This window comes from Pandoraea oxalativorans (assembly GCF_000972785.3).
GTDB classification, from domain to species: domain Bacteria; phylum Pseudomonadota; class Gammaproteobacteria; order Burkholderiales; family Burkholderiaceae; genus Pandoraea; species Pandoraea oxalativorans.
Genome location: NZ_CP011518.2, coordinates 456,118 through 470,028, shown reverse-complemented (window position 1 = coordinate 470,028; position 13,911 = coordinate 456,118). Strand labels below are relative to the sequence as shown.

Below are 13,911 nucleotides of genomic sequence, written 5' to 3'. Positions count from 1 at the left end.
GACCGGGAAACGGCGCCGCGCTTGGGCCACGCTGCCCGCAGGTGCCCCGCTGCGACAACTTATTAGTTTTTGTTAGTTGTTGTCAGTCTCCGCCGGGGCCGCGGGGGGCCGATGCCGCAAAAGGCAGGGCGACGCGACACGGCGCGGACCCATTCCCGCGTGAGACCGTGCGGCCGGCCGCAGCGCTCGGGCGGCACCAAGCGGCGAGCCGGGGAGTGTCCGGTGGGCCGAGGCGGGGACGGCTCGGATGCGCGGCCTGCACAAACGTCGCTTATCCCCCTCATCCCGCTTATTCCGCGCGCTCGCGCGACGTCGCGATCTCGTTCAACGGCGACCGATTTGCGCCGCACAAGCTTCGCGATTCGGTGGGGCTGTCGGCGCGGTTTCCACGGCGCCTGCGCATCGACGAGGACAGGCGGACCGCCGGGGCATGGCGCTCACTGATGAGACGGCACGAGCCCGGGCGATGAGGTGCGATCCGGCCGTCGCCGGGCGAATTCGTCCGAGCTGCGCGGGGCGTGGTGGACAGGGGCCGGTTGACGCAGGGGGCGTGACGCGCCACCGCAAGAAGCACCGGCTGTGGCGGGCGGTCGACGCGCTTGGCGCGCTTGACGCGTGGCTTGCAGTGCCGATGCAAAGACGAGCGTTCGGTCGCCGCTCGGGTATCTGCGGATGTCATCGAGCGCCGTGACACGCACGCCGTTCGCTCGGGGACGCTTTTCCGCCCTTGCCGCCTCTGCCGCCGCCGCCTCCACTGCTACCCCTCATTTCTCGCGCCACGAGGCGGAATGCGCCTACAGCACTTCCGGCTTGCGCTGACGCGACGGCGTCGCCGCGCCTGACAGCGTACTCGCGGCGCACCGCCTATGCTGGAGGCACTGTCACAGCCGTGGCGGGTGCGCATGCGGGCGCACGGGCGAGCGGGCGCGGCGCGTGTCCCGTCGCCCGCCGGTGCGCGGCAGGGTGCGAACTCAAGCCAACACTCGGGAGGTGTTATGAACTCAGAGACGATCAAGGGCAAGTGGAGCCAACTCAAAGGCGAAGTCAAGAAGCGGTGGGCGGATCTGACCGACGACGACCTGCTCAGGGTCGAAGGCAATCGTGACAAGTTCGTCGGTGTGATTCAGGAGCGCTACGGGCAGGCCAAGTCGAAAGCCGACGTCGAACGCGACGTCGATGCGTGGAATGAGCGGCACAAGCTCTGGTAAGCGCGGCGGCTTGGCCACGTCCGAGGGGGAGGGCAGCGTCCCCGCCTCGCGCGGCTACAGGGCGTTCTCCCTGATTTTGTTCTACCTCAATCATAACGGCCGCTGGCCGTGCCTCGGCGCGAGCACGCGAGTGCAAGCGCCGGGCACGCGGCCGCTCAACAAGGAGGTACCGTGAGATCCATTATTTTGCTGTTGCTGGGGGTGCCGATCCCCATCGTCATTTTGATCGCGTTGTTTGCCCATTGATCCTGGCTTGTCACCGATCTCCACCTGCACAAGGAACCGTCATGCAAGATGCGCAACTGGTTGCCAACACTCCTCTTCCCGCGGCCCATGCCGAGTCCACTGACTCCGCGGTTTCCTGGGGGGCCGTCCTTGCGGGGGCGGTCATCGCGGCGGCCGTCTCCGCCATGCTGCTCACGGGCGGCACCGGGCTGGGCTTTGCGTCGATTTCTCCATGGCGCAACGCCGCGCCGCCGGCCACGGCGCTCGCCGTCGGATCGATCGTGTGGCTGCTCGTCAGTCAGCTCATCGCGTACGGCGTCGGCGGGTTTATCACCGGCCGGCTGCGCACCAAATGGAGCGACGCGGCCCCTGACGAGGTTTATTTTCGCGATACGGCGCACGGCTTTTTGATGTGGGCCGTGAGCGTGATCATCGGTCTGGTGCTCCTCGGTGCGACGACAACGTCGTTGCTCTCGGGGGGCACCCGGGCGGCGGCCTCGCTCGCCGGCTCGGCCACCGCCGCCGTCTCTCAAGGCGCGCCGCTCGGCAATCGCGCCGGGCTGCTCGATGATTTCACCGATGCGTTGCTACGCCCGAGCGATCCCGCTGTCACGCCGCCCGCGGGCGATGAGCGTGCGCAGGTGTCGAGAATCATGGCGCGCAGTCTGCTCAATGGGCAGCTGACGGACACCGATCGCGCTTATCTGGTCAAGCTCGTTGCCAAGCGCGCGGGCGTCGATGAAGCCGCCGCACAGCAACGGCTCACGCAAATCCAGACGCAGTTGCGTGAGGCCGCGGCGCAGGCGGAGCAAAAGGCCAAGGAGGCGGCCGAGGCGGCGCGAAAAGCGCTGATGCTTTTCTCGATCTGGGCGTTTGTGGCACTGCTGAGTGGCGCGTTTGTGGCAAGCTTTTCGGCGACCCTCGGGGGCCGCATGCGCCAGCGGTGAGAAGGGCAGCCGGTACGGTGGGTCGTTCGTTGGGTGACCCACCCCCTTTTGTCGCGATCACGACGTTATCGCGACACCGCCGTTGTCAATGGGAGTCGCGCGCCGACGGCCGCTCAGGCACGGCCGCTTAGGCGTCGGCCACGCCGGGCGCGGCTCGTTCCGATGTCATCTCGGCCTTCTCGGGCCTGACAGCGCGACCCGCTCGCCACGGCCCTGATACCGCCGCAGCTGTCGCCGCAACGGGTTCGCATTCACGCCGCCCTTGTCCTTGAGTACCGGCCCGGTGCCGGCCCCGTGCCGGCCCCGCCGGCGATGCGCCGCGTGGCGGGCCGGCGTGGATGAGGCGCGGCGTCGACGGCGCATCATCGCGCCGTTTGCCGTTGCGCCCGACGCGGGGGCTCCAGGCGAAGCCCGGGGGGAGGTCGCAGTTGAGCGCGGTCCTGGTTGTGTGCACAGGGCTTTCGGTGGGCACCGTTGGCGCTGACGCGCCGCCCAACGCCGGGGGGCCGATCAATTCGCGCGGACCTCGTCGCGGCGAGGGGTACCGGCCGCGTGCCCCGTGCTTTCTAGCTCGACGTTGCGGTGCGTCTTGACGGCGCGTTCGGGCGGCGGTTTCGTCCCTGGCTGCGCGTGCGGCTCGCTTGGCTCGGCAAACCGTCGCGCGACGGCCTTCTCGATTGCCAGGGATTGCGCAGGGGAGGCGCCCGGTGCGTCGCCGGTGATCGTGACGACGTGACGAATCTGCAAAGCCTTGCGGCTTTGAGCGGGCCGTTTTGGCGAGCGCCGGGGGGGCCGCCCGAGATGATCGCCCGCGCCGGGTGGGCCGGCGCGGTGTCCTTGGCCGCAGGCCGCTTGATCGTCACGTAAAGGAAACGGGAAACGGTCGCGCGCCGGCGCGCACGCGGGGAGCAGCGGTTGTCATCCCTGGCGCGTCGCCCGTGCGCCCGTGCACCGGTGCGAGCAGGGGCGCGTACGGCGCGTGGCGCGACCCGTGAACCTTGCGATGCTCGAGCCCGCTGTGGCCCTGAGCGGGGAGCTTGCGGCAGGTGCGTCCCTGATCGGCGATGCGCGTGTCTCGACGCGCGAGCGGGACCGGACACGTCAGCAGGCGCTGAGTGGCTGAGGTGCCGAGGCTCGATGTGCGGGGCCGGGGGCGCCCGCAGACTTGCCGAGAAAGCGACGGGGACCCGGCGCACGCGAGCCCAACGCGGGCGCAACTCGGGCGCATGCTCCAGTGGTGGTGCGCCGCTGATGTGCGCGTTATGACAGGCCTGCCCCGGCCCACGCGGAGCATCCGCGGTCTACGGGGCGATGTTTGAGCGTATCGGGCAAGCCGACGGGGGCCTGCGCGGTCTCGCCGAGCCGGGGGCCGACACGACCACGCCGGCCGGCGACGCGGCGCGATTCACTACAACGAAGTGCGTCCGCATTCGCGTTGGCAGGATTTGACGCCAGCGGAGTTTCATCGGGCCGGCGAAGGTCGTTCGACCACCGGCGCCGTGACTCTCCGGACGCGAGCGGTGCGAAAAAAACCTGTCAGTTCACCTGCGACAGAAGCGCCAGGAGCGCCTCTCCCCGAAACACGTCCCCGATTTGCAACTCGCGGCGCTCGATGTGGTGGCGCCCCATGCTGACCAGCTGCTGGGCAGCCGGCATGATCACGAAGTTCCCCACGTGCTGGCAGAACAGCAGAACAAACTCAACGCGCGTGCCCGGAACGAATTTGACCTGTTCGATGTAGCAGCAGAGCTCCTCAAAGTAAAGCCTGCGCCCGTCGGCGAGTTGGAGGCCGTCAACAGACTGCAGGGCGACCTGATGCGCGTCGATGAGAGCGTTGATCTCGACGATCACCTGGTCGTTGGCGGGCGCCATCTTCTCGAAGGCGGCCATGTTAAGCTTCTTTGGTCGGCATGCGTCTGCCGCCGCCCGTGCTGCCTGTGCCCGTTCGACCTCGCCCGTCGCCATGTAGAGTGTCTCGGCCTGGAGATGGGCCGCTTCGGCCAGGTCGAGCTTGCCGCCTTTCTTAAATTCGCTGCCGGCCGCCGTAAGGGCCAGCGCCCGGCGATAGCGCCCGAGACCGATGTAGGGGTGGATGTCTGCGACCTGCATCCAGAGCGCTGCAGCGCCCAGGGGGTCAGGCACTTGAGCGAGCGCACGGGCGGCCAACTCGAGCGCTTGTGCCCTGCTAAAGGGCTTGTGATCGCGCTCGTAAGCGGCCGCGGCGTCCAGGGCGGCTGACGCAGCCTCCCGGTATTGTTTGGCGTCGCGGTATGCGCGCGCGGCCGCCTCGTACAGGCGGGCTGCATCAGAGAAGCGCTTGGGCGGCTTGGATATCTTGAGGAGGGCGCCGGCGCCGGCGCGCAAGTCGATTGCCGCCTGAACGAGTGCCGCCTGACTGGGGCGTTTTCCCTCAAGCTCAGCCATGGCGGCCGCCTGGAAGGCTTCCGCGGCCTTTGAGAACCGGAACTGCGACAAATGCTCGTTCGCCCGTTGCCGATGGATCTTGGCGACGTCGGTGTACTGACCCACAAGGGTGTAGGCGTGCACGGCGAGGCCGAAGTATTTGTCTCTATCTTCATCACGCAGAGCCGCTTCACCGGCTTGCCGAGCGGCGCGCGCGGCGTCGTCGCAGATCTCGCGGAGCTCGCGATCAGGGCGCGACCACCCGCTCGGACGGGTTTTCTCGCAGGCGCCCACGGCCAGCCACTGGGCGTCCGCGGCTTTCGCGAGCAGATCGCCCACGAAGGCCGCCCCGGCCTGCCTGGCCGCCGTATAGGCCGCCGTGAAGGCCGCCGCCGCCGCCTGCCGCATGGCGGCCTCCTGCGCCCACCGCTGCCTGTTCGCGTGCGCAACCGCGCACGCCGTGAAGGCGAGCGCCGCCTTCTCCGAGGACGCTCGGCACGGCGCTTCCTTACCGTCGTTCAGGTGCATCTCGGCGGCCAGACAACGCCAGTCCGCTTCGCTCAGGAAGTCCGTAATCGCGTTCGCCACGGTGTGGATGTCGTTCCTTTCCAGCTCCAGCAGCATCGTTTTCGCGCTCGCCGTGAGACCGCCCGCCAGCGTCCTGCAGGCGTCTTGGCGGTTCCTCAGCAATGGCTCAGGATTCACTGCGTGAGGATTATGCTTCGGGTCTTCGGCGAGCTGGTACAAGACCAGAGCGGCCAAGGCCTGCAAGGATTTGGCTTTATTACGGCCGGCAAAGAAAAAGTCGCAGAGTTGGTCCAGATACCCCGTTTGGGTGAGCGCCCGATAAGCCGCGTCCACCGTCCGCCGATCATTGAAGTTAAGCGTCTTCAGCGCCCCCTCAATGGCCTTGCGACGTGTCTCGGACACGAGGGGCAGGACACGGCCGAAGCTGCGAAAGACGACAAGGCGATTATCGAGCATAACGAAATTCCAAGCACAGGCGCCGGTGATCCCGTTCAATCCCCCGGCCGGCGCCCCCGGTGATTGACCCTGGGGTTAGCCGTACCGAGATGCATGGCCGGTTCGATGCACGAGCGGGAGTGAGGTGAGGGGGGCGCGGCGGCACGCCGCTGCCGGCGCGCACCTGACAGTACTCGGTGCCGCCGGTGGCGCACCTCAGGTAAAGACCTGAGCGTGGCCGATAAGTCTGCGCACACCCGCGCGCGCCCCGCCTGACCCCCCGGCGGCAAGCGGATCCTGCCCGGACGGTGGCCGCCGTGCCCGGCGCTGGCCGCGGGGCCGCTCTCCCCCGGGGGCGGGCTGCGGTGCGCCGGTATCCCGAGGGCGACCGCCCGAGCGCTCGGCCGTGCCGCCCGCCCCGGGAGCGCCCGGGGGGCGCTGCGCCGTCACTCGGGCGACGCTTGTCCGTTCGGGGCGCGCCACCCGCGGGTCGACGCGCGGGGCCCGCGCTCGGCAAGGACCGCTGTCGGCGGGTTCAGGCCGCCGGCTGGCTGCGCTCTTGCACCTGCTCCTTGGCCAGGGTCAGCTTCTCGGACGGGCCCCCCTTGTTGTAACAGTCGACCGCCTTCTGATAGTTCTTTTTCGCGCGCGCGTGATCGCCAATCGCCCGGTAGAGGTCGGCGCACTTCATGAAGTGATCACCGGCGTCCACTGGCTTTTTGTCCTTCTCGAAGAATTTGGCGCCGGTCTTATACATGATTGCCGCGGATTGCGTGAACACCCGAACGAAATGTTTGTCTCCCTGCTTCTCGTAGTCGGCTGCGGTCTCCTCGAAAGTCTTGGCGGAATCGATAAAGGCTTCTGCGGCCTCGCCGTTCAATCCCTTTTTCCCGAGGACGGCGCCGACCGCCTGTTTGCATTCCGCGACCTGGCTCAGCCACCGCACATCCCGGTAGGCATTTTGCGCCAACTGAAAGCTTGCGATGGCAAGCGCGGGGTTCTTTGCTTGATTGGCGTAGTACAAGCCCGCGGTCCGGAAGTGGTCCGCGGCCGCCTGGAGCTTCACGTGACTGTGCGTCATCTTCCCGGGGCCGTCTTTCGCGTCCTTGTCGGGCATGGCGGCCTCTTGGATGAGGAGTACCTTGGCAGCCAAAAAATACCGGTCATGGACGGAGAAGTACATGGAAAACGCGTTGCTGATTGACTGATCTTTCACCGCGGCCAGCAGTTCGGTTTGTGCGACGGGTGACATCCATGTGGCCACGGTCTTGAGTGCCTCCTCGCGGGTGCCCGGAATGTGGTCCATGGGCTGTCCCCGTCGTTCGGCGATCTTGAAAAAGAAGAGGGTGGTACAGGCCTTATGACACGCTCGGAGTTCTCCCCCGTAGAAGAAGACGTCGCAGATTTTCTCGACAAGGGTGGTTTTGGCGACGATCTCATGGAGCTCCTTGACGGCGAGCGGGTCATTGAAATTCAGGGTTTCCAGCCGCTTCTTGAGGTTTTTATCAAGTTCTTTGGTTGGGAAAGCGATTGTGGCGTTGTTATTGATCTTGGCGATAGCCGTATCGAAATGCATGGCAAGTCCTTGGCAAAAGTGTGAGTGATGGGAGGGTGAAGCGGCGGCACCTGACAGTAGTCGGTGCCGTCGGCGGCGCACCTCGGGTAAAGACCTGACTGTGGCCGGTCAGCCTGCGCATGCCTGGGCGGTGGCCCGAGCGCCCAACCGCTTGGCATCGACGCAGCGCCGGGTTGTCGTTGCTTGGCGTGCGGCGCGACGATGCGCCTGGCGCGCGCGGTCAGGTGGGTGACTTGTGCCCTCAGTGCAACGGCGCGGTGCCGCCGCGCACTGCGGCGGCGTGGTGTCCCCTCAGGCATTCCCTCCGGCGTTCCCTCAAACCGTCGCGGTGACACGCACGTCGACCGCCGCGCGCGGGCCGCCCGCCGCCCTTGACCTCCGTCCGGCGGCGCTCCCGGGCCCTGCAAGCCGCTCGCCCCGCCATCGCGCGTGCCCCGCCCGACGGGTGACGCGCGAGTCCGGGGGCGGGCCCTCAGGCGACGGGCCGAGCGGGCCGACCCTGACCGCCTGAGCGTCACGACCGCAGGCGTGGGGCCCCGGGGCCACGGCGCCATTTTGTCCCCACCGGGGGCCGCGCCCGTGGCGCCCGGCCAGGGTCCCTCGACAGCCTGCCGCCGCGCGCGTGAGACCTGAGCACCGGGGCGCGCGGATCGGCGGGCCACCGCCACGAGCGCACGATGTCTGCCGCGTTGCGCGCCACCGCGTCGAGCCGGTCGAGTGGGTCGAGTGAGTCAGCCGGGTCAAGCTGTTGCACATTCTCGACGCCTGTTGGCGCCGCCCGGCGGTGGCGTTGCGTGAGCACAGCGCCCGTTCCGTGCTCAGGAAGGGGTCGGCGCACTTCACGTCGGTCTCAGCGTGCGTGCCGTACCGGTTGTCTTTTTCAGTAGTCGGCGGGGTAAGCGCGCGATCCGTCCCGTAATGTTGGGTGTCGGGCGTCGGGTGTGGGGCGTTGACGCGGCGCCGGGTGCGGCACGGCGGCATCGCAACCCGCACACGGCGGCTTGGGCCGGCGGTGGCGATTCACACGCCGGTGCGCTCGCACGGACTCGAGGGGTTTTGCGACGGCCTCGCCCAAGGGTTTGCGGCCGCCACCGCACCGGCGGCAAACGTCTGCCGCGGGCGGATCGACGCGCGCTCCGGACTCGCGCGGCATCGGTGCGGGGGCCTGGGCGGTATCTTGGTGGGCGGGCGGACCCGCCGGGCGCAGTGCCCGTGGGTTCGAGCCGGCGCGTGAGCTCCTCGGACTTGCGCCCGGCCGGCATGTGCCGGCGCTTGTCGATGCGCCGCTTGAGGTGCGCGGTTTCGTGGTCACGCGAGCGCAAACGCGCCCGTGCCTTCGGAAACGCGTAATCTTCCACGGCGCGGGCGAGCCGCATCGACGGGCTCGCGCCCGTCGTATCCCTTCAGCACCCGCGCGCGTTGCGCACGCGTCAAGGGGTATCCGCCAAGGGGCAACCGCCAAGGCGCAACCGCATCAAGCGTGTAGCTAACAGGCGGACACGGGCACCGATTGCCCGGGCCGTCAGCAGGGGATGGCAAAACCGCTCAGACCGTGGCGAGCGCCAACCCAGCGCGCTCACAGCGCCCCGCGCTCGCCCGGTGGATCGGGGCCGCGTCAGCCGATTCTCTTCGGGGCCACGGTGACGGCTCAGCCGGCCGGCGCCGGGCACCCGCATCCGCAGGCAGGGCGGCCGTCTCGAGCTTGACCCCATCGCGACCTGGAAACAACCCGGCAACCGGGCGCGTCCATGCGTGATAACGCCGTGACGTGCGCGCGGGGTCGGGTCGTTGGCCGCGCGGTGCGCCTCGCTTCGCGGCGACCCTGCGCACGGCTGCGGCGCGCCCGGGTTTGGGATGTCGCACGGGAGCGTCCGTCGCATTTCAAAGGGGATCAATCAATGCGCTGCCGGATTGTTTTGAGCGATTTGACTTCCAGGATTTCAAGCTCTCTTTTGACAATTTTTGAGAAAGCGGACGCCATCAGTACCGCATTGAATGACCATCTTTTATCAGAGTGGATAGCCTCCAAATTGCTTTGCAGTTTTTCTGGCTGGACGCAAGCGGTGAGCGTGTCTTGCTTGTGCGGTTCGCCGGGATACAGTCGCTCGGCGCTCTGCCTGAAAACTTCTTCGATCGACTTTTTGGGGCGTAAGTCATCGACCTTGCGTTTTATGGCTTCAAGTCTTTCTATGGTGGTTTGCTGAACTGTGGACAGGGTTGTCATAATTCTTCTATGTTGGCCATAACTCAGAGTCGGCGTGCCTGTCTTTTCCAATTCGGCGTCCAAAACCTGTTTCAACATTTCGTTGCGAAACCGGTTGTAATGGAGTAAGCCTGATTTTTCATGCATTTGAAAGGCCTTGTTTTTGAACACGGCCATCCAGCTTTCTGTCGTGCAATTTCCAGCCTTTGATTGCATCTCCTGGTGTGTGGTTCTGTAATGATTCTCAGCATCGCCGACGTGGGAGGAGGCAAGACTTCGATTGTTAAGGATGAACTCATAGAAGCCGTCAACAAAGAACGGGGAGCATTCTACGAATATCTTCTGAAGGTAATCAATTTTGACGGCGTCAAAATAAACGCTTAGACGCGTTTCAAATTTGTTGGTTTTATCAAGTCTGCGATGAAAATGAATGCCATATCCGGAGTTGTAAATTGAAACGATATAGCGACCACCTGCTAATTTTGGCGGTAGCATCTCAACTTTTACCGCATGACCGTCCAAATTCGGTTCAAAGAGTATGCCTTTGCCACCGACTTTCATTTTTTCACGCCACACGGGCAGACGGTCATGTTTTTTGAGTAACGACCATTGGTGGGACTGCTCGACGAGCTCGAACATGTTATTTCGATAGTTGATGTATTCGTCGCGTCGGATGTCGGTATCGAAAGACGCGTTTTCCATTGTCTTTGCGCAGCGAAGCATGGCCGCTTCCGCATAGCCGCGATAAGTTTGTCCGGTGGCGCCAAGCAGTAATTGATGGTAGCAGTCTAAATTTTCTTTGTCTTGTTGTATGTCGCTGCAATAGTTGTTCTTCATTAACAAGTCAATTTTTATACCATCGACGTTGTGATAAACGCCTGCGCCCTCCGGCACGCCTGCGACCCAGTCGCCCGCGTAACGAATGCCGTCGGCCCACACCCGTACGCCCGACCCATGTGGCACACCTGAGTTCCATTCTCCCTCATATGTGGATCCATCTGCGTAATGTGCGACGCCCCTCCCATGGGGAACGCCTGCCGCGAATTGTCCGTCATAGGTAGACCCGCTGGCGTAATGCAGGATGCCCGATCCGTGCGGAAGGCCGGCGTGCAACATCCCGTTATAACGACATCCATTCCGATATTTAAAAAATCCGTGACCTTCCGGTAGCCCATTTTTCAATTTGCCTTCGTAAATTCCGGCGCCACCAATTTTTGCGCGCACGCGATTTGACGCGTGATCGGACGCCAGAATGAACGCTTTATTAATTCCGGCGGTTAATACGTAAGCCGGTGCATTTTATGTTTTGGCAAAGAAAATTATATTTTCAAGTCTAATTAAATATTGATTTGAAATGGAGAGTAGTTGGTGGTGATTTTTCTCAAGGACATCCATGTCTCTGTCGTTCAATCCGCCGCTCAGTGTGTATATTGCGTTCAAGTGTTTATGAGCGTATGCCATGTCTGATATTTTATTTTTAATATCAGACATGGCGTCTTCTATTTCTGTGATGTGTATCACATTGGTATTGTGGTATGAGTGGGCGTGTTGTTTTATGGCCGCCTCCAGTTCGTTTTTTCTATTGTTGTATTCGATTTTTTCTTTTTTGAGAATTTCTCTATTTGGAGAAAGGCATTTGGTGTGTTGGATTAATTCGATTGAATTTTTTTCAAATGATTCTTTTATTTTATTGAGATAATATTCAAATTCATTCCGACACGTGTCGATCGAGTGTCCGGTGAGTTCATTCACGACACCCAATGCTTCGCAAATCCTGTGGTTGGCCAGAAAGCTCTCATACGCTTGTTTCAGGTCTTCAAATTTGTTTTTCAAATTCCCGAGAATAACGGCTGCGTTTTTTTTCTTCGAGGCGCAAGCGTAGCTGCCGGCAGCGCCGGCGTACAGCGCAACGGCTTTTTTTCGGTTCATTGAGCATTACCGGGGAAGGCGGCGCGGATTTTGAGGAAGAAGTATTCCTGGTCTCGGTAGCCGTAGGCGCGCCGCTTAATGACCTTGATAGTGTTGTTAATGCCCTCAACGATGCTGGTGTTTAGACGATGTCGGCATCTGGCCAGGATGCCATGCAGATAGCCTTTCAGACGCTGAGCGAAGGTGTTCAAGGGGGCTATTCCGCTTTGCTCGGCCTGCTCGCACCAGTGGTGCCAGGCTTGTTTTGCCCAGGCAGGTCTTCGGTAGAACCAGAGCCGCTTGAGTTCGTCCCTCAGGACATAGACCGTCAGCAGCGGCTGGTTGGCTTGCAGCAATTCGTCGAGCCGGACGGCCTGCTGCCGGTCTAGCTTGTCGCGGTTGCGCAATAACAGCCAGCGGCTCGATTTGATGACCCGGCGCGCGGGACGGTCCTGGCGCAGTTGGTTGGCCTGATCCACGCGCACCCGATCAATGACCTCTCGTCCGTACTTGGCCACGACATGGAACAAGTCATAGACGATCTCCGCCCGTGGGCAGTGGGCCTGGATTTCTAACTCGTAGGCCGTAGTCATGTCGATGGCTACGGCCTTGATGCGTTGGGCGACCCCACGCGGCAATTGCTCGAAGAACGCCCGAGCCGTCTCGCGTGAGCGTCCTGGGCCGATCCACAGCACCTGCCTGCTGATCGGATCGACGACTACCGTCGCGTACCGATGCCCTTTATGCAGGGCGAACTCGTCCATCGCTAAATACTCGATCCTGGACCAATCCGGTTCGCGCACTGACGCTCGGAGCCGGGCCTTGTCCAGCGTCTTGACGGTATGCCAACCCAGCTCGAAGAACCTCGCCACCGCCTGCACGTTGCTCGATTGCAGCAATTGGCTGCAGGCCGCCGCAAGCCGATCCGTCACCCGCTGGTAGCGACCCAGCCAAGTAAGCCGCTCCAGGCGCGGGCCACCGCATTGCTCACACAACAAGCGCCGGCGTGGAACATGAAGAACAACCCGGTACTCAAATAACGGCAGATCTCGCACCCGGCGCACCGTGGTCTCATGGACCTGGCGACATCGTGCGCCGCACTGCTCGCACAGCATCACCTTGGCGGTTGGCTTCAAATAGATCGACAGCGTGCGCCCTGTGCCCTCGGGCCACTCCACGCGTTCGACGGCATAGCCCTGCCAGCCTCCCAGCGACTCCAGCAGCTTGCGATCCAGCATCTCCACGCACTCCTGATGGCAAATTCCTGCCATCAAGAGTACGAAAACTTGTCAAATCCCTCCACGCTATTGCGCGATGAACCTTTTTTTCTGCATGGGCATAGGCAAGTTTTCGCGCTCGATACTGCGTCACCGATTCACTCAGTCTTTCCTGTTGGGCGCGGCGGCGCTCTTGCGCGACGGTTCCTTGGGCCGCGATCTCATCGCTCGGGACGGCGCGCGTTGGGAGGGTGCCCAGCGCGTTTGCTGGAGCCGGGGCGGCTGGTTTCATGGATACAACCCTTTGGGATGGCACGGGGCGGAGGGTCGCGCGTCGTCGGGCCGGGAATGGCCCAACGCCGGGAGGCCAAGCGGGCGCTCGGCGCGCGAGGGCGGCGCGGATCGCGGCGTGCCCCGCGGCGACAGCCCCGCGCGGTGAATGGAATGCCGTCCATTCTCGACGTCGTCGGGCCGACCGACTTCAGGCGAACACCTGATTTTTGCGACGGGCGAACCGGGGTGGGGGCGGCTGTCGGCGACGGCCGCCCACCGCGGCTATTCGCCTGCGGGCGGCCGGCAGCCCCGTTATCCACGCGCGCACCCCCAAACCGGTCACGCGTGGGCCGCGAGCGGGGGGGCGCGTGTGGGGTGCACTGCGGGACGCGCCGCAACCCGACTTGATGGCATGCGGGGCGGCGCCGCCCCCCCGCCGAGCCCCCACCGAGCCCCCACCGACGCGGGGGCTGAGCGTCGAACACCGGACGCGGCAGGGTGTGAACCTCCCAGGGGCATCCGCCGCAGCCTGTGTGAGGCCGGCACATGGGCAAGCGCGCCGTCTGCGTCGACGGCCCGGGTTGCGCTCCGGTTCTCGGGGTGCCGCGCGCACCGCACGCGTTGCCACGTGTTGCCACGCGTCGCACTACCCAGCGCGAAACGCGCGGCGCTCTGTCGACGCCCGCTCAAACTGAGCCGGTCCGCCGCCTGGGCGGACTTCAGACACCGCTCACACGGGACCTGTCCCACCGTCAACCGGTCAAGCTCGGTCATCGACAAGCTGATCGTGCCGGATGCGTGCATGGCCGGCGCTCCTTACGCAATGCCGGACACGAGCCTGAACCCGCAAACACGACATTCAATTTAGCGCAAACACGACCTCTGAACTTTGGACCCGTATGCCGTTTGCTCACATGACGAATGGTGACGAAATATGACGAAACATGACGCATGGGCCTGCCAACACCGCGGCGACAAGTCTCGCCAT

Annotated in this window: 9 protein-coding genes; 3 read left to right on the top strand and 6 right to left on the bottom strand. The window is 64.0% G+C overall.

What is annotated here, in order from left to right:
• Positions 1-995 precede the first annotated feature (995 nt).
• Both MB84_RS26675 and MB84_RS26670 read left to right on the top strand, forming a co-directional pair.
• On the top strand, positions 996-1,208 hold the full coding sequence (locus MB84_RS26675) for a CsbD family protein (RefSeq protein ID WP_052653937.1): 213 nt from the start codon (positions 996-998) through the stop codon (positions 1,206-1,208).
• 287 nt (positions 1,209-1,495) lie between these two features.
• On the top strand, positions 1,496-2,380 hold the full coding sequence (locus MB84_RS26670; RefSeq protein WP_052653934.1) for a hypothetical protein: 885 nt from the start codon (positions 1,496-1,498) through the stop codon (positions 2,378-2,380).
• A 510-nt stretch (positions 2,381-2,890) separates the two neighbouring features.
• Here MB84_RS26670 and MB84_RS26665 read toward each other — a convergent pair.
• Positions 2,891-3,127, bottom strand: coding sequence for a hypothetical protein (locus tag MB84_RS26665; RefSeq protein ID WP_052653931.1), 237 nt, complete (start codon positions 3,125-3,127; stop codon positions 2,891-2,893).
• A gap of 244 nt (positions 3,128-3,371) precedes the next feature.
• Between MB84_RS26665 and MB84_RS31530 the strand changes: the two genes are divergently transcribed.
• Complete coding sequence (locus MB84_RS31530) at positions 3,372-3,503, top strand: hypothetical protein (RefSeq protein ID WP_281192330.1); 132 nt, start codon at positions 3,372-3,374, stop codon at positions 3,501-3,503.
• 413 nt (positions 3,504-3,916) lie between these two features.
• Here MB84_RS31530 and MB84_RS26660 read toward each other — a convergent pair whose 3' ends face one another.
• The 5 genes from MB84_RS26660 to MB84_RS26640 all read right to left on the bottom strand — a co-directional run bounded on the left by MB84_RS26660 (position 3,917) and on the right by MB84_RS26640 (position 12,671).
• The gene (locus MB84_RS26660) at positions 3,917-5,767 is read right to left on the bottom strand and encodes a hypothetical protein (RefSeq protein WP_052653928.1); all 1,851 of its coding nucleotides are present in this window, start codon (positions 5,765-5,767) and stop codon (positions 3,917-3,919) included.
• Between the two features lie 514 nt (positions 5,768-6,281).
• Positions 6,282-7,322, bottom strand: coding sequence for a soluble NSF attachment family protein (locus tag MB84_RS26655; RefSeq protein WP_052653925.1), 1,041 nt, complete (start codon positions 7,320-7,322; stop codon positions 6,282-6,284).
• A 1,891-nt stretch (positions 7,323-9,213) separates the two neighbouring features.
• A complete protein-coding gene (locus MB84_RS26650; protein ID WP_084010135.1) occupies positions 9,214-10,749 on the bottom strand; it encodes an MORN repeat-containing protein in 1,536 nt (511 codons plus the stop codon).
• A 75-nt stretch (positions 10,750-10,824) separates the two neighbouring features.
• Complete coding sequence (locus tag MB84_RS26645; protein ID WP_052653919.1) at positions 10,825-11,454, bottom strand: hypothetical protein; 630 nt, start codon at positions 11,452-11,454, stop codon at positions 10,825-10,827.
• On the bottom strand, positions 11,451-12,671 hold the full coding sequence (locus MB84_RS26640; protein WP_046289972.1) for an ISL3 family transposase: 1,221 nt from the start codon (positions 12,669-12,671) through the stop codon (positions 11,451-11,453). Before MB84_RS26640 ends, MB84_RS26645 begins: the two co-directional genes overlap by 4 nt.
• Positions 12,672-13,911 lie beyond the last annotated feature (1,240 nt).

Bases quoted from the DNA above. Each gene is read 5' to 3' on its own strand.
- MB84_RS26670 (WP_052653934.1), top strand. From the start codon at position 1,496: ATGCAAGATGCGCAACTGGTTGCCAACACTCCTCTTCCCGCGGCCCAT.
- MB84_RS26645 (WP_052653919.1), bottom strand. From the start codon at position 11,454: ATGAACCGAAAAAAAGCCGTTGCGCTGTACGCCGGCGCTGCCGGCAGC.
- MB84_RS26660 (WP_052653928.1), bottom strand. From the start codon at position 5,767: ATGCTCGATAATCGCCTTGTCGTCTTTCGCAGCTTCGGCCGTGTCCTG.
- MB84_RS26640 (WP_046289972.1), bottom strand. From the start codon at position 12,671: ATGCTGGATCGCAAGCTGCTGGAGTCGCTGGGAGGCTGGCAGGGCTAT.
- MB84_RS26675 (WP_052653937.1), top strand. From the start codon at position 996: ATGAACTCAGAGACGATCAAGGGCAAGTGGAGCCAACTCAAAGGCGAA.
- MB84_RS26655 (WP_052653925.1), bottom strand. From the start codon at position 7,322: ATGCATTTCGATACGGCTATCGCCAAGATCAATAACAACGCCACAATC.